At 48.5% G+C, this 21,987-nt stretch carries 16 protein-coding genes and 1 pseudogene; 4 read left to right on the forward strand and 13 right to left on the reverse strand.

What is annotated here, in order from left to right; all coding sequences use genetic code 11:
• Positions 1-907 precede the first annotated feature (907 nt).
• From NDI45_RS10790 to ppk2, 4 genes are all read left to right on the forward strand, one after another.
• Entirely contained in the window at positions 908-3,439 is a 2,532-nt protein-coding gene (locus NDI45_RS10790) for an IMS domain-containing protein (RefSeq protein WP_348247303.1), read from the forward strand.
• 32 nt (positions 3,440-3,471) lie between these two features.
• Positions 3,472-4,449 carry an AEC family transporter gene (locus tag NDI45_RS10795; RefSeq protein ID WP_348247304.1) on the forward strand — a complete coding sequence of 326 codons (978 nt, stop codon included), beginning with the start codon at positions 3,472-3,474 and terminating at the stop codon, positions 4,447-4,449.
• Between the two features lie 88 nt (positions 4,450-4,537).
• Positions 4,538-5,980, forward strand: a complete 1,443-nt coding sequence (gene gntT, locus NDI45_RS10800) for a guanitoxin biosynthesis MATE family efflux transporter GntT (RefSeq protein ID WP_348247305.1) — start codon at positions 4,538-4,540, stop codon at positions 5,978-5,980.
• 371 nt (positions 5,981-6,351) lie between these two features.
• Positions 6,352-7,179: a polyphosphate kinase 2 gene (gene ppk2 / locus NDI45_RS10805; RefSeq protein ID WP_348247405.1), complete on the forward strand. Its 828-nt coding sequence runs from the start codon at positions 6,352-6,354 to the stop codon at positions 7,177-7,179.
• Positions 7,180-7,185: 6 nt separating this feature from the next.
• Here the strand turns inward: ppk2 and NDI45_RS10810 are convergent, their stop codons facing one another.
• From NDI45_RS10810 to NDI45_RS10870, 13 genes and pseudogenes are all read right to left on the reverse strand, one after another.
• Complete coding sequence (locus NDI45_RS10810) at positions 7,186-9,294, reverse strand: bluetail domain-containing putative surface protein (RefSeq protein WP_348247306.1); 2,109 nt, start codon at positions 9,292-9,294, stop codon at positions 7,186-7,188.
• A 268-nt stretch (positions 9,295-9,562) separates the two neighbouring features.
• Positions 9,563-10,168 carry a putative colanic acid biosynthesis acetyltransferase gene (locus tag NDI45_RS10815; RefSeq protein ID WP_348247406.1) on the reverse strand — a complete coding sequence of 202 codons (606 nt, stop codon included), beginning with the start codon at positions 10,166-10,168 and terminating at the stop codon, positions 9,563-9,565.
• 280 nt (positions 10,169-10,448) lie between these two features.
• Positions 10,449-11,132, reverse strand: coding sequence for a PTPA-CTERM sorting domain-containing protein (locus tag NDI45_RS10820; protein WP_348247307.1), 684 nt, complete (start codon positions 11,130-11,132; stop codon positions 10,449-10,451).
• 360 nt (positions 11,133-11,492) lie between these two features.
• A complete protein-coding gene (locus tag NDI45_RS10825) occupies positions 11,493-12,095 on the reverse strand; it encodes an ElyC/SanA/YdcF family protein (RefSeq protein WP_348247308.1) in 603 nt (200 codons plus the stop codon).
• A 205-nt stretch (positions 12,096-12,300) separates the two neighbouring features.
• Positions 12,301-13,257 (reverse strand): phytanoyl-CoA dioxygenase, encoded by a 957-nt coding sequence (locus NDI45_RS10830; RefSeq protein WP_348247309.1) that lies wholly within the window; start codon positions 13,255-13,257, stop codon positions 12,301-12,303.
• Positions 13,258-13,535: 278 nt separating this feature from the next.
• Positions 13,536-14,138 carry a glycosyltransferase gene (locus NDI45_RS10835; protein WP_348247310.1) on the reverse strand — a complete coding sequence of 201 codons (603 nt, stop codon included), beginning with the start codon at positions 14,136-14,138 and terminating at the stop codon, positions 13,536-13,538.
• Between the two features lie 212 nt (positions 14,139-14,350).
• Positions 14,351-15,045: pseudogene (locus tag NDI45_RS10840) on the reverse strand (IS1 family transposase).
• Between the two features lie 150 nt (positions 15,046-15,195).
• On the reverse strand, positions 15,196-16,029 hold the full coding sequence (locus NDI45_RS10845) for a glycosyltransferase family 2 protein (protein WP_348247407.1): 834 nt from the start codon (positions 16,027-16,029) through the stop codon (positions 15,196-15,198).
• 64 nt (positions 16,030-16,093) lie between these two features.
• A complete protein-coding gene (locus NDI45_RS10850; protein WP_348247311.1) occupies positions 16,094-17,284 on the reverse strand; it encodes a glycosyltransferase in 1,191 nt (396 codons plus the stop codon).
• Complete coding sequence (locus NDI45_RS10855) at positions 17,281-18,420, reverse strand: glycosyltransferase family 4 protein (RefSeq protein ID WP_348247312.1); 1,140 nt, start codon at positions 18,418-18,420, stop codon at positions 17,281-17,283. Before NDI45_RS10855 ends, NDI45_RS10850 begins: the two co-directional genes overlap by 4 nt.
• Positions 18,420-19,709, reverse strand: a complete 1,290-nt coding sequence (locus NDI45_RS10860; protein WP_348247313.1) for a hypothetical protein — start codon at positions 19,707-19,709, stop codon at positions 18,420-18,422. The genes NDI45_RS10855 and NDI45_RS10860 overlap by 1 nt, the downstream gene beginning before the upstream one ends.
• On the reverse strand, positions 19,706-20,845 hold the full coding sequence (locus tag NDI45_RS10865) for a glycosyltransferase (protein ID WP_348247314.1): 1,140 nt from the start codon (positions 20,843-20,845) through the stop codon (positions 19,706-19,708). The genes NDI45_RS10860 and NDI45_RS10865 overlap by 4 nt, the downstream gene beginning before the upstream one ends.
• Complete coding sequence (locus tag NDI45_RS10870) at positions 20,830-21,978, reverse strand: glycosyltransferase (RefSeq protein ID WP_348247315.1); 1,149 nt, start codon at positions 21,976-21,978, stop codon at positions 20,830-20,832. Before NDI45_RS10870 ends, NDI45_RS10865 begins: the two co-directional genes overlap by 16 nt.
• Positions 21,979-21,987 lie beyond the last annotated feature (9 nt).

Consider the following 21,987-nt stretch of genomic DNA (forward strand, 5'->3'; position numbering starts at 1 on the left):
AGCTAACCGAGAGCAACATGGCCAAGCTCAACATTATATAGCTCACATTTATTAAGAATAATCTGCTTGCTGTCGCTCTTGCAAAATTGGGGCAGCCTCCTTTAGAGGGTCGGAGATAAACAGGGTCAGAGATAATCAGCCGCAGATCATCCTAGCCCAATTTAGGGACAAAAAGGCGGAACTAGGCAGCAAAAGGCGATCGAACTCTGCTCGCTTCCTTCTGAACGCTATTTTTCACTAAACCAAATTCTGCACCAAACCAAATATAGATAAAATTCTGCGCGAGAAGTCGTACAGTTAGGGTCGTGCACTACGGACATCGCTGGGTGTAATCTAGATCACTTATAGAGATCCATACCATTCCTGACTAATCTGAGACTGGGATCAGGTACAATCTGCAAACTTCGACCATTCAAGCTAAATTTGAATCTTACGTTTTCCTGATAATCGTTGTCATTGTCTAGCAGAACGATCGAAAGTTAGCCTCTGTCTTAAGAATGATTTAAGACCATATCGAGGCTAGCTGGCTCGAAATTACTTCCCTAATGACGTTTGTTTGAGACTGAGAAAAGAGCCAACCGTGAAACCCTAGGGGTTCTCATTTTTTGTGTATTAGAGGTTACACCTGAGGAGTGTCGCAAAACGATCGCTTTCGACAGAGCGAGTTCGGATATAATTGCTCTCTATTTGGCTCTCTCGATTCGGCCTGAGTTCAGGCTTCTAAGAAGCTGATGTTACGAAGAGGACTTTTTTATCTATGCTGAGGGATGAATTTTAGTAAACGTTGATTTGGCTAATTGCCTTGGTCATCCCGACCGAGTTAGCAGAGAATTCCTTAGAAGGGCTTCTATCCGTGCGGAAGTTCGGTGAATGCCATTGATACAAACTGACGCGATAGCAAATTTGTGTGTTAGATGAACGACTTGCAGGGGAGGAGACGGTGCGAATTCCTCTAGATTATTATCGGATTCTAGGATTACCGATACAGGCAACTGCGGAGCAGCTTCAGCAGGCTCATCGCGATCGATCCCTTCAGCTTCCTCCTCGACGAGAATTTTCAGAGGCGGCGGTTGCGGCTCGACGGCAGTTGATTGACGAAGCGTATGCTGTCCTTTCTGATCCGGTGCAGCGGCAGGAATACGATGCGGGTTTCCTCGCCAAATCCTATGAGCTGCTGGAGGTTGGGCGATTATCTCCGGGGGGAGCTGCAGAGCAATCGGGGGGGGCGATCGATGAGCATAACCTCGGCAGTTCGATCAACGGCAGCTATCGTCCTGGTGATCCAGATCTCGGTATTGATCTCTATACCCCCTGTATTGAGATTGACGAAGCTCAGTTTGTGGGCGTGTTGCTGATTTTGCTGGAGTTGGGCGAGTACGAGCTGATTTTAAAGCTGGGTCGTCCCTATGTGATCGGCGGCAATCGCAGCGTCAAACAGGGGCAATTTGGCGACCCCGACATCATTAGCACAGATATTTTGCTCGCGGTCGCGCTTGCCTGCCTGGAACTGGGACGAGAGCAGTGGAACCAGGGGCAGTACGAAAACGCGGCGGAATCGCTAGATACGGGGCGAGAACTGCTGCTGCGTGAAGGAGTGTTTGCTCAGATACGGGGCGAAATGCAGGCAGAGCTCTATAAGCTGCGCCCGTATCGAATTCTAGAGCTACTTGCTTTGCCGGAAAGCCATGTGGCTGAACGACGGCAGGGGCTTACGCTGCTGCAAGAGATGCTGCACGATCGCAGCGGGATCGACGGCGAAGGAGCAGACCAATCTGGACTCAACACCGACGATTTTCTGCGCTTTATGCAGCAGTTGCGAAGCTATCTCACTTCTGCGGAACAGCAGGCTCTTTTTGAAGTTGAGGCACGTCGCCCTTCTCCGGTTGCTACTTATCTGGCAGTTTATGCGTTGGTGGCAAGAGGCTTTGCAGAGGGGCAGCCCGCCCTGGTGCGCCGGGCAAAAACCATGCTGATACGGCTTGGTATCCGTCAAGATGTCCATTTGGAGCAGGCAGTTTGCGCGCTGCTGCTGGGGCAAACCGAAGAGGCGAGTCGGGCACTAGAGCTAAGCCAGGAATACGAATCCCTTGCCTTTATTCGCGACCACTCGCAGGGTTCCCCCGATTTGCTGCCCGGACTGTGCCTTTACAGTGAACGCTGGCTGCAAAACGAAGTCTTTCCCCACTTTCGGGATCTTGCCCGCAAACAAGCCTCGCTGAAAGAGTATTTTGCAGATGAGGATGTGCAGGCGTATTTAGAGGAATTGCCCAACGAACCCGAACTCAGCTCACCCTGGTCTGGTGGAACGTCCTATCGCGAATCTCCATCCCCTGGAGAAACTGGCACATTGCTGCGAAACCAATCCGATCGCAGTTCCTCGGCAGTAACCATGCCCGATCGTGGAGCCAGCGACTCCGAAGTCGCCCCAGCCGAGCGGTTTACGTCTCGTCCAAAACGGTACGAAGAACAAAACGGGGCAAGAACAAACGGCACAGGTCGCCCCACTCGTTTTGTTGATCCAAACCCCCTGCCTGCCGTCGGCAATCACTCCGCTGGGGGAGCAGCTTCGTCTCGGACTCGCCAAGACTCACCCGAAGAACCGATCGCAGCACCAATTGCCCCACCCTCGCGCCGACCCGCAACCCGAAAAGGGCTACGTCTGGATCGGCTTGTGTTTCTGGCAGCGATCGGCTTGCTGAGTCTGACGGTGCTGGCGTTCCTGATCAGCCGTTTGTTTGCCGGACAAAATGATCCCGCACCCGCAACGACCGATCCTTCTCCCGCTGCAACTGTTCAATCGAATGCCGCGCCAGCCGCTTCCCAGTCAAGTCCGCAGTCGTCAGCCGCAGGGGTTACCGAACCGCTCACCGAAACGACGGCTGAAACGGTGCTTCAGTCCTGGCTAACGGCAAAAGCAGCTGCAATGGGCAATCAGCATCAAACTGGTGCCCTTGCTGACATCCTTGCGAATCCCCTGCTGTCTCAGTGGCAAACGCGATCGGAAAAAGCAAAGACAGAAAACTGGTACTGGCAGTATGAGCATCCCAATGTGGAAATTGTCTCTGTTACAAAGGAAAGTGGAACTGTGAACAGTTCGGCAGGGGATAATTCGACTACTGGGGCGACTTCGAGCACGGCTTCCTCTGATTCCACTTCTGATTCAGCCAGTTCTGGGACAAGTTCTGGGACAAGTTCCGGGGCGAGTCCGACAGCATCGGGCAGTCCGGCAGGCAGTTCAGACCGTGCTGCGAGTTCTGCCGCCTTCAATTCGGGCGATGAACGGGCGCAGGTAGAGGCGATCGTGACCGAGCGGGGCGATTTGTTTGTGAATGGTCAGATTGACCAAAGCTCTTCCTATGAAGACAGCATTCGCGCCCGCTATAACTTAGTCCGAAGCCAGGGACAGTGGCGAATTGAGGCAATAGACGTTCTAGAATAGAGCAGCCTTTCTGCCCTCCAACCTGATCCCCAATGACAGATGCTTTGCTTCAGTCCTATCTGCCGCTTTTTGCTTGGACAGGGCTGGGGCTGATTTTTTCAGGATCGTTGCCCGCTTCTCTGCCGCGATTGCTAGGACGTAGCCTTTATTGGGTCGGCGTTCCCCTCGAAATTCTGGCACTGGCAAGACAAACCAATTTTGCAGCAGAAGTCGGACTAGCTCCGCTCCTGATAATCGCCACGTTGCTAAGCGGCTTTACGATCGCCTGGCTCGTCCTTCAGGCGATGCAGTCCCGCTTGCAGTTCCAATCGGTTGCGGCAGGTCTGACCGCAGAAAATTGCAGTGCAGTTCAACCCTTTTGCCCTGCCGAGCGCGGCAGTTTTTTGATCGCTTCAGTCCTGGGTAACACGGGCTTTGTGGGCTTAGCGATCGCCCCCGCCTTTGTCGGTGCAGATTATTGGGGCTGGTTAGTGTCCTACTGCGTGACGCAAAACGTGATTGGAACCTATGGCACGGGCGTATTTTTAGCTAGCTACTACGGACGGCAGGCAGATCATCCCCAAGTCAAGGAACTGATCAAAGATGTGCTCACTGTTCCGTCACTGTGGGCATTTCTTCTCGGATACAGCACTCAATCCATCCCCCTGCCCGCAATCATGGAATCTGGGTTGCATGGCTCGATCGCCTTTGTGATTCCGGCGGCGTTGCTGCTGATGGGAACGCGGCTGAGACAGCTTCAGGGCTGGAAGAGTCTGAAGATCGCAATCGTGCCAATGTTACTTAAGACGATCGCTCTGCCAGGACTGCTCGGACTCGTGACTCATTTTTTGGCACTGCCACAGCCTGCCCAGCTTGCCCTGGTTTTGATGGCAGGAATGCCCAGTGCCTTTGCCGGACTGATTTTGGCAGAAGAATATGAAATTGATCGATCGCTGATTGCCAGTAGCATTGTGCTCACGACCGGAAGCTGTCTCTTGCTGATTCCTTTGTGGCTCTGGCTGTTTGGCTAAAAAATCTTCACACTTCGTCCAATTTCGACTTGTTTTTTAAACCAAATTAAGAGTAGAACGAGAACAATACCTTCGCAGAGCTTAACCAATGCCTCGTTCTTCTCCGACGGTCGATTCTGCTGCCGATCCGCCTGCCGTTTCGCTTTCCCCAGAGCAATCCGGCGATCGGGGAAATTCTTTCGGGTTAGCTCTGGCATCGATTGATTTTTTGCCGCGCTTTCTGCGACTGGCGACAATCAACGTTCTTTCCAATTTGATGGTTCCTTTGTCGGGGCTGATCAGTGTCGCGTTTTTGGGGCATCTCAACGACATTCGCTACCTGACGGGCGTAATGCTGGCAACTGTTCTGTTTAATACGATTTATCGCACGCTCAGCTTTTTGCGAATGAGCACGACGGGCATGACGGCGCAGGCTGTGGGGCGAGACGATCGATCCGCCATGCTGCTCACGGGAATGCGAAATGGCTTGCTGGCGATGGGGCTGGGCGGCCTGATTCTGCTGCTTCAGCATCCGCTGCGAGATATCGGCTTTCGCTTGCTGAATGCGGCTCCAGAAGTGGGGGCGGCGGGGCAGGCGTATTACGATGCGCGGATCTGGGCGGCTCCCGTGACGCTGCTGAATTTTGTGATCATCGGCTGGCTGCTGGGACAGGAAAAGGGCGAGGCAAAGCAGTTTCCTTTCTGGCGAAATCGGGTGCTGCTGCTGTCGATCGTCGGAAATGGCGTGAATATTCTGCTGGACTACTGGCTGATTGTGCGGTGGGGCTGGCAGAGCGCGGGGGCAGGCTGGGCAACGGCGATCGGTCAACTGGCAATGGCGATCGTGGGGCTTGTGATGGTGGGGCGATCGGTGAAATGGCAGGAAATTCGATCGCTGGCTCCAGAGATTTTTAACTGGAAAGAATTCAGACAAACGCTAACGCTGAACAGTAATTTACTGATTCGCACCTTTACGTTGCTCTGTGCTTTCTTGCTGTTTGCCAGCCTTAGTTCTGCACTGGGAACCACCGTGCTGGCAGAAAACGCGCTGCTACTGCAAATCGTGACGCTGACCGCCTACTTTGTCGATGGCTTTGCTTATGCCACCGAAAGCCTAGCCGGAATGTTTCATGGAGAAGGGCGACGCGATCGGCTGCTGCCCTTAGCCACGCTAGCGGGTTGCGTTAGCTTCGTGTTTGCATTAGCGATTGCATTGATTTGCATTTGTTTTCCTCATTCTGTCTTTCATCTCTTTACCAATAGTGCAGCCGTTCTAGCAGGTATCCACGAGTTTGTCGTCTGGCTATTACCTGTACTTGGCTGTGGCTCGATTGCCTTTATGCTCGATGGATACTTTGCCGGACTTACTGCAGGCGCTACCCTTCGCAACACCGCTTTGATCGCAACCCTGTTAGGATTTGTCCCGGTTGCAATCATTGCCTGGAATGCCCGAAGTTCAACGCTGCTCTGGCTGGCAATGGCTCTTTTTATGGCAATACGAGCAGGATTATTGGCAGTGCGGGTTCCGGCAACGACGCGATTAGAAAGCTAGCGTTTGCTAACCTTTAACTAACCCAATCTGTTTCTCAAATGGGCTTGTCAAGTATCCTTGTTTTCTCTGGAGTGGTTTAAAGTCCTCGCAGCCCTGTAAACCACTATCGATAGGCAACTGCTTACATCAGAGGCTACTCTGCAACATAAAGATTTTCAGCCAACTAGGTCTCATGCTTGTAAGTAAGGAGATATTCTGGTGATGACAAAGTGATCGAAAAACATTTTGTGATTGGGTAGAGGTGAAAATAAACCGTGAAAGCGAAGAAAGAGGGCAAGAAAACAAAACAGACTGATTATAAAAAGAATAAAAACAAGAAGGAATTAAAAGATACGATCGCGCAAGCTAACGGAACAGGCAATGCAGAACATCTGCTCGAACCGTCGATTGATCGAACAGAAATTTCATCCAACCATCGATCGCAAAAACTCTCGCGCCAATTTTACGAGCAGGAGCTAACTCGCCTACAAACAGAGCTAGTGAAGCTTCAATATTGGGTCAAGCATCAGGGACTCAGAGTGGTGATTTTGTTTGAGGGTAGGGATGCAGCAGGCAAAGGAGGCGCAATCAAGCGAATCATTGAATGTCTAAATCCGAGAGGTTGTCGGGTCGTTGCATTGGGTAAACCGTCAGACATAGAGCGAACCCAATGGTACTTTCAACGCTATGTTGCCCATTTACCCTCGGCGGGCGAAATTGTTTTGTTCGATCGAAGCTGGTATAACCGTGCTGGAGTCGAGCACGTGATGGGCTTTTGCACCGAAGCAGAATATCAAGAATTTATGCAGTCCTGTCCAGAGTTTGAGCAAATGCTAGTCCGCTCTGGCATTATCTTGCTGAAATACTGGTTTTCGGTGAGCGACGAAGAACAGGAACGTCGCTTTCAGGAACGAGTCAAAGACCCGGCAAAGCGATGGAAGCTCAGCCCGATGGATATTGAAGCCCGCGATCGCTGGGAAGACTATTCCAGAGCAAAAGACGCCATGCTTGCCCACACCAACATTCCAGAAGCCCCCTGGTTCACCGTGGAAGCCGACGACAAAAAACGATCGCGCCTCAACTTGATGCACCACATTTTGAGCAAAATTTCCTACGAAGACATTACGCCCCCCGCGCTAGAATTGCCGCCCCGCCGCTCAGGAGAAAACTATGTGCGTCTGCCCCTGAACGAGCAGTTTTTTGTGCCGCAGGTTTATTAGTCGCGATCAGGCAAAGTAGCTGTCGGTTGCCAAAACTCCTGCCCGAATATCTGCTTTTGGGATTTGTATTCCGGTAACATTCAGCAGCAAGTCTCGATTTGGGGCAAAGCCAGAAGATCGATCGTTTACCGCCAGATAAGTTCGTCCTTGCCACTGCAAAAAGACCGCTTCATTGGCTTGCAGCTTTTGCTGACCTCGCCGCTGTGGAATTTTGTCTCGATAAGCCGCGCTCACCCCACTTGCAAGAGAACTGCCGCCAACCCGACCTGCGTAAAAGACAGCAACAGGCGCATCGCCCACCCCATCATCATCTCGATCGATCAGGATTCGATCGCCCTCGTTCACTTTCCAGTCCGTGATCTGATCGGTTGCTTTTAGAGTTGATTGCCGGAAAACCAGTGCCTCGCTGCTACCTGCAAAAACAAAGTAATCTGCGCCTGCGTTGCCGGTGAGCCGATCGCCCCCTCGACTTCCCATCAGCAAATCATCGCCTTCCCCTCCCGTCAAACTATCTTGACTGGAACTGCCAATCAGAAAATCATTTGCATCCGTACCAGCCAGCTTGAGCACACGACCTGTTGCCCATTCCACCGCACCAATATCCGGTTTACCGCTGCGTCCAATGCCTCGCTGATCGATCGCAGGAATGTTTGTTCCTGTCGCCCCCTCGATTGCAGGACTGCCCTTTAGAAGCATCTGAACTGGACTTAAACCGCCACTACCCCCTTGTAAGGGAGCCAGTTTTGGGTCAACAACACGGGCATTTGCCGTAATCAATTTGTCATTGGGCGAGACAGGAGCCGGAAACTGGATATTATTGCCGCCGTCGATAAGCTGCCAGCCCGTTTGTGAGTTTATCTTCCAGGGATTGCTTGTGCTGTTGTACGCCACGATCGCATTACTCAGCGTGACTGCCGTCTGATTTGTCCAGAAAGCACCGCCCCCAAAACCTGCATAGTTATTAGCGATCGTCACATTCGTAAAATTGACAGGATAGCCGCGATCGTTTGCTAGGCTGACCGCACCACCTAATCCCTGCGCTTTGCCATTGTCTGCCCGATTTCCAGAAATTGTGCTGTTAACTACGGTGACAGGCGATTTTCCCCCAATCCACATCCCGCCGCCTTGATCGAGCGCAGTATTGTTGGCGATCGTTGTATTCCGAACGGTGAGTTCTCCGTTACCGTGACGCAGCCCGCCACCAAGCGAGTCTCCCCCGGCTCCGCGACTGACGGAATTACCAAGAATAGAACAGTTTTCAACGATCGCCTTGTCCTGTCCGTAGAGCCACAGCATCACCCCGCCACCCTGCGCTGCTCCACGATTGCCCTCAATCCGGCTATTGCGAATCGTAATCGTACGACCAGATGCACCCGGAACATTTTGCGCTGTAGCAGGATCAGCTCCATCTACATAAACGGCTCCTCCATAGCCGATCGTGCCCGCCTTCACGCCCTCCGGAGTCGAATCATTGTTGCGAAAGGTGCAGTTTTCAACGAGTAGCTGTGTGAGTAGATTGTTGATTGCTCCACCGTTACTGCCTCGATTATTGGTAAAGCTGCTGCCCCGAACCGTTAGCGTCCCACCGCTCGATGTGGCAATTGCCCCGCCACCCCGCTCTTCAATTGCTCCTGATCCATCATTTTCATTGAAGCGGCTATTGATAATTCGGGTCGTCGATCGATAGCCCGTCCAGATGCCGCCTGCATAGGAAGCTACGTTACGGTTGATCTGGCATCGGATAATGTTTAGGGTGCTATCCATCCCGGTTTTAATGCCTGCCCCTGCCCCCGTTTCATCATCGCGACCCGTCAGACGTCCATTTGCCAGAATCAAGTGCTTGAGCGTAACACTGGTTCGTTCGCCTGTTTTGAGAACGCGACTGGCATTGTTGCCGCTAATCATTACACCGGGTGCAGCAGAGCCATCAATTGTCAAATCTTTTTTGATTTCGAGCTGTCCACTGGTAAGAGCGATCGTCTGCCCCTTAAGGTTGGGCGCAAAGCGAATTGTAGCTCCGGATTGGGCTGAGGCGATCGCCGATCGAAGTGAACCTGCTCCAGAATCGGCTGTCGTCGTAACGAGAATTGCTGCTGTGGGTGAAGACTTTGCCATAACGTACCTCTTACTTAGAAAGGAGGTAGACACATCCCGTCTCTGCAAATTCCAAGCTGAAGTTGAAATTGTTGCAGTTAGAGTAGGGCTGCTCTTTCAAACTGCCCTGTCTTCACCTTTCCCAAGATCAGTCGAATCGAATCATGGCTCTGGTTTAATTGATGTTTCAATTAGGGATAAAGTAGGTTGCGAATCAGTGCTAACACTAAGCCTTTACGCTTAACCTGGCTTGGCTTACCGCAGTGATAGTTGGTCGCTTCTGCTTACCTCAAGCCTCATGCACTTCGATCGCAGTTTTTTCCCCAGAAGGCACCTTCTTTAGTCCCGCAACAGATTTCATTTTCCGCACTTTGATTGGCTGAGCTGGATTACCAGAATAGATGGTCATTGGCTCCAGCGATCGTCCGGTTACGCCGCCCAACCCCAGCACTGCTCCTTCCCCCACCGTTACGCCTGGACCAATGATCGCCCGCGCCGCAATCCAGCTTGATTCCGCGATATGAATCGGGGCAATTTTCAGCTCAAACTGGGGATGGCTCCAGTCGTGATTTCCTGTACACAAATAAACGCTCTGCGAAATACACACATGACTGTCGATCGTAATGGGTGCAAGGTTATCAATCCAGGCATCTTCTCCCAGCCATACATAATCGCCGATCGTCAGCCGCCACGGAAACTTCACTCGCACCCCCGGCTTAATTCGCACCCCCTCACCCATCTCAGCCCCAAACCTGCGCAAAATCCAAACTTTGATCACTGACATCGGTAACCAGTAGCTCTGCACTAGGGGCGAACCAATGAAATACCACAATAGCTGTTTCCAATACGGTGCGCCGGGTGTATAAGAACCGACTGTGTAGCGATCGAGTTGTATCATAGCAAGGGATGAATCTAGGGAGAAAGAATTAATGAGCTATGAATCATTAATCAGTGAATTGCTAAAAGGATCAGCAATAAAAAACGATCGCATTCCAAAGGGAGGAGTGCGATCGATCAGGTAATTTCAAGGGTAGGGATGGGTTTAGCCAGGGATAGTAGAACCCTCAATGCTTGCCTATAAACTCACTGTTACAGGCAGCTAAATAATGAGTGAGCGACGCTGAAGCATCATTACTGTGTTTCTACAGGTGTTTGATCACCGATGCAAAACTCTGCTACGCCTCTACGCCCTGCCCTGCTGGTTCTAATTTCTCTTCCCGCTTTTTCTTGCGTAGAGTAGCAATACCCATGCCAATTAAACCAGGGAGGAGAGCAGGGGTGGGAACAGCAGTACCCTGTAGTTTGCTACTACCTTCTCCTCTGCCACTCCCACTGGGAGATGTACTTTGTAAGCGTAGTCCAAAGTTCTGCCCAAGAAATTGATTAATCGTCAAAGGAGAGAGCCCTGAGTTTGGGACAGTAGATAGAGTAAACTGAACTGATTGGAAAAAGTCCCCAGGATTTCCTCCAGAATTACCAACTTTTACACCAATCTCATAGGGACTAAACGTTCCACCCCCATTAAGATTGACGCCCTGCCCAAGATCCGAAACATTTCCACTCTGATTAAAAGCTGTGAGAGGGAAATTATTATTCGTAACTTGCAGTTCTCCAAGGTAGCTGTTGTTAGCGATATCGAAGAAAATGCCTGTAATATCGCCGTTGTTAGTATTTGCGTTGAACTGAACTCCCTGTGCAACATCCGTAAGCGTGAAGTTAACGTTTGCAGGATCAGAATCGTTTGTAAAAGGGTTCACAGAAAAAGAGATTGAGGCTGCTTCAGCAAGGCTCATTTGCCCCAATGACCCAACCGTTAAAGTACCCATAACAAAGGCACCAGTTAGAAATTGTTTTTTCATGATTTCCTTGGATTGATTACAGGGAACAAACACTGCAATCCTGTCTGGGCAACCAGAATGACGATCGCCAAGCTAAAAACTCAACGGATAAATGTCGTTAATTGGTAGAAAATCTGGAACCACAAAGACAGGTTATGTGTGGCGATCGCACCCAACGTAGCGGTAGAGCAGCCTGTCTGTTAAATCCCTTTAGAATTCAGGCTATACCGAATCATCCTGAACTCTCAGCAGCTATCGCAAGTTACTCTTAAATTATATAGAACAATCTTTACCGTAAATGTACTGAACGGCAGATTCATCAGAATTTTTTAGAAAACGAGGGTCACCGCCAAATTCTCGCGACTTTAAAGCTAATTTCCCTCAGTTCCGGATTTCTCTGTCCTGAATTCTGTCTTGAATCTCATGTAGTGTTGTTCCTGTCCTTCCCGTCATCATCCACAAAATCGATCGCCCAACATCTCGAAGCACACGAGCTGATGACTCGGCAGGTCGATCAGACGGAACCACAACCGGAGTAAACGTAATCCCTCGACTGCCTAGCACAATCGTCGCGATCGCCTTTGCCCTCGGCATATGAAAATCTGATGTCACCACATAGACGTGCTGAATTTGACGCTGCTTAAAGTCCGAGACCAGCATTGTGAAATTGGTGACGGTATCCACCGCTCGATAATCAAGATGCAGGCGATCGTCCGGGATATTTGCTGCTCGAAAAATGGCTTGTGATTTCTGGCGAGTTTCCCCCGTCGAAACCCAAACATCTAGCGATGGGTAATGGCGAGCAAGCTCAGCCGCTGCCGCTTCTCGACTCGGATCTCCGCCCAGCGTAAAAATCGCCTGAGGACGTGGAGCTTGATGCATTGCGATCGCTAAACGAACCGGGATAACCGTGAGTGCCAGCAGCACTGCGCCTGCCAATATCCCAGCTCCATATCGCCTGAATCGACTCCGAAAATGTTTCACCCGCTTCTGCCCCTGAAGGCACCTGTTAAAAGCCGATGCTCTCTGTAGAGCCACCCTGTTACTCATTCTCCTCAAATTGCGATCGAGTGGCAACACCGATTAGCAAAAGTTGGTAATACAGAATATGAGAGGATGCAACTCATTTATATCAATCTGCATACGTGGTGTGATGATTGGCGCAAGAAGAGGTAGCTGAATTTGCTTTTTAATGTTTAGATTTCATCGTCCAGATTGTCCGCTTTAAATCAACTATTAACTCTGCAGGTAGTAAGGTTGTGACCAAGTTCTTGACAACGGCTTTCAGTGTTAGCGGCAAGAGCTGTCTTTGCAAATTCAGCAAATCATGCATGGTCATCGTTGCAGCAGAACTGTTTGGAGAGGCAGGATAATCTCGCCTAACGCCAAACCCCAAATAGTCAAAAATTTCCGGACTAAAATTATCAATAAACTCAGTGTTTACTAGGTTCTGCTCACCGTGCCCAATGTAATGACTACCAACTTGATCGACCTGAAAGAGCAGAGTATTTCTGACGTGGCGGGGATCAGAGAACGGAGCTGCTCGATGGATTCCGTGAATATCACAAATAATGAGGCTTCCTTTTGACACATTGAAATTTAGAACCTCATTTTGGTGATGAGTTTCTACCCATCGATCGCTCAGGTAAATCTCGTGGTCATACTTATGGGACCAAGTATGTGAATCCTTGATATATTGAAACGGGCTAGGATTCCCCTCTGAGAGATAGAACAGAAACAGCAGCCCTGGCATCGGGTGCTTCCCAACGAGTTGGCTACCATGCTGCAAGTTATTATCAGTATGCCAGGGCATATGAAGCGTTCTGCGCATCTGGCAGAATCTGTGATTGGTTAGCTGATACCGTTCCGTAAAATAGGTATTGCAAATATCAAGAACCCTACGTGAAGTAATCAGGTCGTAAGCCTTTTTCGATTTTGCTAAGCAATGGGTCAAAAATCTTTGAGTTCCTGAAATAACGACACCTGGATCATTGTTATTAACAAGAATGGTGTTGAAATCCACTTCGCTCAACAGTTGATCAACGTGTTGCTCTGTTATTGCAGTTTCACAGAAGAAATAGCCTTGCTCTTTAATCGAGTTAATGATTTCTGAGAGAGGCATATCGTTGAATTGACTGGTGTACATAGGTTGAAATCAAGCTTTAGGTTTGAGCTGAGTGGGGCAGAAATATTACAGATAACTCTCACCCTCTAGCCTTGCTCAAGCAATTAAAGCCTCGATATGGTTTGCCCAACCCCATGCTCACTTGGCATGAACAGTGAGCTGAACGCGACGAGACTCTGGAAACGGTTTAGAATTGGGAGAAGATTTTGTTCTTCTACCTTGTAGTCTTAAAAGGGTTTAACACAATGTAGCCTACTACCACTCATAGTGCCAATTGATCGATCACAAAAATTCCTTGCCTAGACAACAATACAAGGCAGTTTCTTTTGCTTTGCGATCGTCTCATAGGACGGAATCAGGTTTTGGGCGATCGTGCGCCAGGAATACTGGGACTGTGCAAATTGTCGTCCTCGTTCACCTAGCGCTTGTCGTAAATTTAGATTTGACAGGAGTTGGGCGATTGCCACTCCCAGCGGTTCTACCGCGCCTTCGACCACCAGTTCTGCCTGAGCCGCCGCAATGTCTGAAGCAATTTGAACACCGGGTATGATAATCACTGGCAATCCACAAATTAATGCTTCTGCAACTGCAATGCCGAAATTTTCTGAATAGGAAGGCAACACAAAAAGATCAGAACCCTGGAGTAACCGATCTTTCTCTTCGCCAATCACCAACCCTGTAAAAGAAACACATGTTGTTAGACACAGTGCAGCTGTTAACTGCTGGAGCTGGTTAAGATAATCTGAATCCCCTGCACCTGCAATCAACAGATGAAATGGGTAACCTTGACCCTTCAATTCATACAGCGTTTTCAGCAGCAAATCCGGGCGTTTTTTATAATGCAGCCTTGATAAAAATAAGATAATGGGAACATCTGCCGGAATTTCATACTGTGCCCGCACCTGCGATCGGGAGAAACACCTGCTTCTGCAAAAATCGCTTTAACATTTTTAGAGGGGTCACCGCTTGAGACCCAAATATTTAATTCAGGATAGTGTCTTACTAGCTGAGCTGCTAGCGCCTCCTGTCCAGGATGTCCTCCCAACACTAGAATTGCCTCAGGTCTTGGTGCCTAATAATTAGGCAATCGGGCGTTGCTTAATCAGCGTGTGGCTCAATGGGGCACCGGAACATCATGAAACTTAAGATAGTGCTGTAACAACCAAATTGAGTGTGCCAGCATCTTCTCTGACTTGGAGTAGCACAACGTTTTGCGATGCAATTGCGCTAGATAATGTCTCAATCTTGTGTTTTCACCTTCGACTCGGGTCCTGTTCGCCTTGCTCACAATCTGGTCGCCTGCATCAATAAACTGGGGGTACACCTTCCATCCATCTGTGACGTAGAAATAACATTGCCATTGCTGGAAGATTGCCCAAAGCGGTCGGAAGGTTTCAGCACGATGATCACCCAAAGCCCACCCTAAAATTCCAGCTCGAAAGTGGTCAACGACCGTCTACAGCCAGGTCCTGTTTTTTTGAACCCACAAAGGTTTCTAATTCATCGAGTTCAGCGACCTCCGCGGGTGCGTCTGGATGGTAGGCATCAGGCAGCAATTCTCCGACTTGTTTGACCCAAGTCATTATCATGGTGTGATGCACGCCCCTGACTCGCTCAATCGCACGGAATCCCATGCCATTGACGTACATACAGTTTGAGGCATTCTCGTTTCACCTCGTCACTGTAGCCCTTGTGAGGTTCGTAGCGGTTGATAAATTGACGCTGACAGTTGACGCAGATGTGATTTTGCTTACCCTTTTTGATGCCGTTCTTGCGGATATGAGCCGAGCCGCACTCTGGACACTGCATGGCAATCAACCCTAATTCATACTCCTATTATGCAACGCCAGCGTGATTATAGAAGGGACAGTGCATGGTAAGCACACGATCACGACATCACTTTGATCCTACTTATCCACTCTTGTCTAGCGTACAACCATAGGGCATTAATGTAAGTCCTTACCTATTTAGCTCAGCCTGGGTGCATTCAGGAGCTTCTTGAACAACCGATTCAGTTTTGAACCCTGCGCCTTTTTGCTGTGCTGCTTCAATTAGCCGAATCGATAGCAACACTTCAGCTAGCAGCCTTTGAAACGCATAATACCAGCCATGCCAGCCATCTAAAATTCCACCTTTCAGGATCAGGCAATAAAACAGGATGATGAATGGAGCCAGCACTTTTTGTTTACGAATGCGATCGCCCCAGCTTAATTTATCTTCCGGCGTGTCTAACAGCTTTTTAACTTCAATCACCATGTAGCGATCTTGCGCCCAAAGCCAGCGGCTAAGGGGCTTACGATCGTCATGATAGATCGAATGAACGAGTGTGCTAGATTTTCCTTCAACTTGCACAAGCTGAGTGTGTCCATCATCTAAATAAATCGATCGATCTTTACGAAAAAGTGTCTGCCGCGGAGGAAGAATTGTTCCTCGGAGGGGCTTACCAAACACACAGTATTTAAACTGGATAAAATATCCGTTGATTGGTGAATCTTCTGATAGAGCAGCAAGTTCAGCAATGAGCTCCTCAGAAAGGACGTAATCTGCATCGAGCGAAAGCACCCATTCGGATTGAACTTGTGCTAAGCCATAATTCCATTGCGTAGCATGACTATCAAACTTGCGTTTGAATAATTTAACTTGTGGATAGGATGCAGCAATTTCTAACGTAGAATCAGTGCTGAAGCTGTCAATGATAATAATTTGTTTTGCCCAAGTGAGTTGCCGAAGCGTGCGCTCGAGGTTAGGTGCTTCATTATAGGTCAGAATTAGCGGTGTAGTCTGATTGAGCAATGAATATTGGAAACAATTATCTAAACTTATTTTCATTGAATTCGTAGTATGCAATTACTACTTCTTAGTGAGCTGACTTGATGGCTTGAGAGGATGAGTTGATAATCGTTTGATAAACCTGAATTAAATTGGCGGCGATGCTATCCCAGGTGTAATTTTCAAAGATAAATTGACGAGCGCGATCGCCCATTGCTTTCGCCTCTTCAGGGTTTTGAAGACAGTGGATTAAGGCACTAGCAATTGCATGTGCATCGATTTTAACTACCTGTGCAGCTTGAGCCTGAGCAGCTTCAGGAAAGTTGCAACCTGTTGTGATAACGCATGGTAAACCTGATGCCATACCTTCCAGAACTGACATACTAAATCCTTCCGAGTAGGAGGGGGCAACGTAGAGGTTAACAGCGGCAAGTGCAGCTAGTTTGAGAGAACCTGTAAGCATCCCTGTAAATGTCACAGCTTCTAGACACCCCACTTCTGCAAAATAGCTTCGAGCGGTAGACAAGTACCCCGTATTGTCTGGACCTGCCAAAATCAGATGCGTTTCGGGAAATTGCTTATGAATTTGAGCAAATGCAGCAGACAACAAATCAAGTCCTTTCTTGGGATCGATACGCCCTAAAAACAGAATAAGCGTTTTATAGCGAGTATCTGGAAACTCCCGATAAAAGATCTCTGGATCCGGTAATGTTTCAAACTCCTGGCGGTCGATACCATTGGGTGCAAAGAAAATAGGAGTACTGATACCAAGCGATTTAATACTAAGAGCTTCTGGCGAACCAGTAATTTGAACACTTTCAGCTTTTTGTAAAGCAGCTTTCTCAAATAGAGAATAATAAAGATGCTTTTTCCGAGCTTTATAAGAAAGTGCCCATGACTCTAACATTCCATGAGGAGTAGCAATGTAAGGCACTCTACGAAATTGACAAGCCCAATGAGTTAACAAAATTGGGTATGAAAAGAGCGCATTCGTATGCGCCAAATCATAATCACCTATGTGCCGAAACAACCAAGAGGCTAGCGATAAACTAATTTTGTAGTCGCCCCAACCCCAATGCGGAAAATATTGAATTCGGTATAGTCCTTCAGCAACCCAAGTATGAAGTGGAACATCCAGGTTGGTAGAACCATTCGCATTAGTAGTTACAATATCGACACTTACACCATTGCTACCCAGTGCTTGAGCTAATTCAAGTACAATTTTAGTTGGACCCCCATAGATAGACCCGACAGCAGGTATAACAAGTAGAATCTTCATACAGTTTGGTAACGTCCTACAGCATACTCGATGGCATGAATTAAACCTTCAGCAAAGTAGTTGGGGGAAAACTGTTGAATATGTCTCAGTGCGGATTGGCCCATCTCCTCCAAATTGACAGCACTAGAGCTAACCTTAATCATGAGATTCGTAAGCTGCTGAAGGTTAGTAGGATTGAAGCCAAAGCCATTAACCCCTTCGATAATAAGATCTTCAAAACAACCACATTGATTAGAAACTAAAACGGGTAAACCTGCAGCCATTGCCTCATTCACAACGAGTCCCCACTGTTCATGGGTACTGGCATGGATAAAGCAACCTGCATGAGCAAAGTAGGGAAGCAGCTCATCTTGCTGTAGAAAGCCTGGCAGGTGAACATGCTTTTCTAGCGCTAATCTCTGAATCTGCTCTTCAAGGGATAAGCGTAGTTCTCCATCACCACATAAGACCAAATCCCATGCTTCTTCCCCTGCAATTGACCGATAGGCTGCATAGGCATCGATCACGAAAGGCAAATTCTTCTTCTGGACGAAGCGATTAATCGTCAGAAAGTAGGGGCTTTTTAGAGGGCGAGACAATGAGCGAATGCGGTCTGGATGAAAATCGGCGTTGCCGACGACGTTATAGCCAAGAGCGATCGCTTCTTCCTGCATGCCTAGCTTCATCAGATACCGCTTCTGAGGCTGTCCCCCAACTAGAGCAGCTCGGTACTGACCGATGAGCCAGCCTTTAAGCTGTTCTTTCCAGGGCGAACGGGTGAAGTCGGCTTCGGTAGTTTCAGAAAAAAGGATCGTGGGTTTCTTGTGCCAACGGCCCCATGAAAGTGCTGCTAACATGGCCGGACGTGCATATCCTGCAATAACAATGACATTGGGGTTAACCTGCTGGAGCAATTGATAGAGTGACTGCACCAGTGATGTAAAGGGTACCTCTTCAACTCGGTGCTTCGGTAGCACAGTATGAATAGGGAAGGGGAAGTTGGAGGTATCTGCTTGCCAGGGGTACTCAGTTTCACTGCGAGCAAGCTCAATGCCACAGACCTGCCACTGCTGCGCTCGGGTGGCATGAAAGAACCCTTCAATCCGTGCCAGGTGGTAAGGACCGTAATTGCAGAAGAGCAAAGCAACTTTAAGCATTACAGCTCGGCTCCTTCATAGGGAGAGATAGCCACTTCAGGTTCCCGAACTCTGGCGTAATAAGCGACTGCACCGACAAAGAAAAGCTGAAAGACCAGCTCCTGACAAAACCTCCCGATTCCATGAGTTACACCAATCATGGCAGGACTGACGAGCCCAACGTAAAGGAGAGCACTAACAACGCTTCTCTGACTAATGGCGGAAACCCAGAGATTTTTGAAGTAGTAGGCAATAATCGCAAAGATGAAACAGCCAAAATAATCAAATTCAACAAATGTATCCCCAATACCTGTTACAGTTGACCCAGAATGAGGAATGTATCCGTACAGCTTGGTAAGGTCGTAATTTGTCAGTTGAATCTGCAAACTTGCCTTTAGCCCATACCCAACGATTTGTCCTGGAACATACTGAAATACGAGAGCATTCCAGAAGCCAGTTCCATATCCGTGCTGGCCAGTTTTAACTGCTGCGTCCATTAAAAAAGCAGCATTTCTTAGTTCCAAAATCTCTCCTTCTAGCAAGCTATTAAAGCTCTCTCTTGCTGAGTCGGAAATTGTTTGCCAGTCTCCGCTAAACACAAGTTCCCAGAAACTCCCACGCAGCTCACCGATTAGAGGAATCAAATATAGTCCCCCGATGGTGATCAAAACAAAGACCCAACGAGGAGGAATCAGGCGCAGAACGAACCAGAAAGAGAAACCAATAATAATGAGAAATGTAATTGTGGGTTGACGACGGCCAGCATCAATGATGAATTGAAGGATTGGATAGGCAGCAACTGCTGTGAGGGCCCAATGCTTTAAGGTTGGTTGGTTGAGAGCATATAGGAGAAAAATTGAAAAAGCAATATAGATAACGCTTGCAAAAAAAATATAGATTGTACTAGGCCCCTGCCAGGTTCCACTGTCAGTTCTTTGAATATCAGTGCGAGATAGAAGAAAATTGAAGAAATAGGCCATCACTAGCAGGAAAATTCCTGCCTTGAAGAGCTTCTGCTTGTCTAGTGGAATATTGAGCTTTGTCAGGAGTCTTTGATTAGGTTGAGCCTGGTAGCCGATCCAGCTCATTGCTGTACAGAGACAGCACATTAATAAAACCCGATTCAAGGCTACTTCGTCTGGAAGACCAGGGTTATCAACCAGTGAGATCGCCTGAGGCAGGATAAATGAAACAAAGATTGCTCCCATAAAAAAGGGAAACTGATACACCCGTTCTGGTCGAATTAACCCCCAGCCCAGCAATCCTGCACAGATTAAATTAAGAAAATCCAGGTAGAGTTTAGGGCTCATAGGCTAAAGCTGGGGACGTTGAGACTTTGATAAAGCTTGGCGAGTTTTTCAGTGTTAGACATCCATTGATGATTGCGTTCTAGTAATGCTAAAGCTTTACTAAGCTGAAGCTGCTGGTGCTCCGGGGAGTGAACTGCTTCGTCAAGCATCCTTGCCATGACTTCCAAATCTCTTTTCACCAGTACTTTCCCCGTATCCGGATTAAGGATCTCATTTACACCGCCTTCGCAGGCAAACCCAGCGACAGGAACCTGACAGGCCATTGCTTCAGCCACTACCAGCCCAAAAGGCTCTTGATGAGAGGTCAAGCAGAAAACATCCATTGCATGGTAGGCAGATGTAGTTTGCTCAAGAACTCCTGTAAAAATCGTGCGGTGTTCAATTCCTAAGGAACCCGCTAGCTGCTTCAAAAATTGTGCATCTGGACCATCACCTACAACTAGTCCCCAGAAGCCAGAGGGTAGAAGACTAATAATTTTTAGAAAATCATCAGTGCCCTTCATGGCGCAATGTAGCCGTCCGACAAAACCAATAACAAAGGCATCACTAGGTAGCCCAAACTGTTGACGAGCGTACAGCCGCTCCTTTGGCGTAGCAGGATAGAAGCGATCGCCATCCACACCGTTATACAGAACATGGGTCTTCTCAGGTTTATAGCCACCTTGCTTAATCTGGTTTTTGCGTGTGTCTTCTGTAATGCAAACAAGTAAATCAGTCGATTGTTGTTGTATCCAACCTGCCAGACCACCCCGAGAAAAAAGCAGTGAATTGCCTGATGCTCCAAGGTGGGCATGAGTTACTTTTGGAAGTCCTCGAAATGTGGCAGTCAGCAGATGTGACCAGAATAGGCCATCATGATGATGCAAGATATCAGGTTGAAACTGGTGGATAAAGGACAGCAAGCGTCCAAACTTGTGAACTTCGCGTGAGCTCGAAAGGCCAAGAAAGTGAGCGCGCTCACTCAGTTCCCTGGCAAAAACACCGGGAGTACCATACAGAAACAAACAATGAGCATCGATGCCACAGTTAGGCAAGCGTTTTACGTACTCCACAGCAACCCGGGCGGCTCCTCCGGTTGCCAAATCATCACGCTGGCAGATATGAAGAACCTTTAGTGAGGCTAAGGTATGGGGCATTCGTGCTCCACTAGTAGTTGCTTGAGTTTTTTACCCTGCTGTGTCCAGGTATGTGCTTGAGCGATATCTAGGCGTTCCTGTGCTTTCCAGGCTGGATTTGCCAGTGCCCTACCAAGCTTCTGCACAAATTCCCCTGGATCTTCAGCGATGTGTATAACGTGCTCCCATTGCCTAACTTCAGGCACGACACTGTTAGCGACAATAGGAAGAGAAGTGCCCATATAGTCCCATAGCTTGGTAGGGCAAGCGTTGAGATTAAAATTACACAATGAGTAGGGGATCAGCAACACATCAAAGGATTGTAAGTATTCACCCAAACGCTCGTGGGGCACAAAGCCAATGAAATGCACGTTTTGCAATCGTTGTACTCGCTCCACTCCTTGCCACCAGTCTGCTGACCCATCGGTGCTTTTGGGACGTTGTCCTCCTAATAGAAATGTGACATCAGGAAGTTGTTCAGCAACTTGGGCAAGATAGGTAAAATCAAAGCGATCGCTCAATGCTCCGATATACCCTGCAATAGGGCGAGTATAGGTTGAAAGGGGTTGAGGTAGTGGTCGAGGGATATGAAGTGGCTGCTCTACCATAAAGTCTGGAGTACAGCCGTGTGGTAAGTAGGCAATGCGATCAGCTTGTGCAGGGCAGAGTGTTTTAAGGAATTGTGCCCGGTATTCTGCAACGCAAAGGGTAAGGTTTGCATGGGCGATTGCCTGTTGCTCAACGAGCGGGGTTTGTTGTTCTCGTCCTTTCCAGTATTCCCGGTAGTCGTCGATGTTGTAGTAGATGGAGTAAGCGTTGAGGCAACGGGTCAGTGTATGGTAATAGGGATAATTAAAAACAAAAATGAGGGATTGGTCGCCTTGAAATTGACGAATTAAATGAGCGAGAAATCGCCGTGTGAGAAACCAATATTGGAACAGCCAACCGGGAGGGCAACAAATTCGCTGTTCCCAGATCCCCTCTGTAAGGAGTTGAGGATGGCGATCGCTCCTGCAATGACCATATTTGCTATAAAATGCTCGAAAGTCTATTGGACGCAGTAGCAAGACATCCGCAAAACTATGGCAGGTAGAGAAGAGCTGTTCTGTCCAATAATAATTGGCATCGAGAACAACGAGTTTAAGCTTGGACAAAGTATACTG

The organism is Leptolyngbya sp. GB1-A1 (assembly GCF_039962475.1).
In the GTDB taxonomy this organism is placed as follows: Bacteria; Cyanobacteriota; Cyanobacteriia; order Elainellales; family Elainellaceae; genus Leptolyngbya_A.

Excerpts from the sequence above, each read along its gene's own strand:
- gntT (WP_348247305.1), top strand. The coding sequence starts at position 4,538 with ATGCCTCGTTCTTCTCCGACGGTCGATTCTGCTGCCGATCCGCCTGCC.
- NDI45_RS10855 (WP_348247312.1), bottom strand. The coding sequence starts at position 18,420 with ATGCTTAAAGTTGCTTTGCTCTTCTGCAATTACGGTCCTTACCACCTG.
- NDI45_RS10850 (WP_348247311.1), bottom strand. The coding sequence starts at position 17,284 with ATGAAGATTCTACTTGTTATACCTGCTGTCGGGTCTATCTATGGGGGT.
- NDI45_RS10865 (WP_348247314.1), bottom strand. The coding sequence starts at position 20,845 with ATGCCCCATACCTTAGCCTCACTAAAGGTTCTTCATATCTGCCAGCGT.
- NDI45_RS10860 (WP_348247313.1), bottom strand. The coding sequence starts at position 19,709 with ATGAGCCCTAAACTCTACCTGGATTTTCTTAATTTAATCTGTGCAGGA.
- NDI45_RS10820 (WP_348247307.1), bottom strand. The coding sequence starts at position 11,132 with ATGAAAAAACAATTTCTAACTGGTGCCTTTGTTATGGGTACTTTAACG.
- NDI45_RS10830 (WP_348247309.1), bottom strand. The coding sequence starts at position 13,257 with ATGTACACCAGTCAATTCAACGATATGCCTCTCTCAGAAATCATTAAC.
- NDI45_RS10795 (WP_348247304.1), top strand. The coding sequence starts at position 3,472 with ATGACAGATGCTTTGCTTCAGTCCTATCTGCCGCTTTTTGCTTGGACA.
- NDI45_RS10810 (WP_348247306.1), bottom strand. The coding sequence starts at position 9,294 with ATGGCAAAGTCTTCACCCACAGCAGCAATTCTCGTTACGACGACAGCC.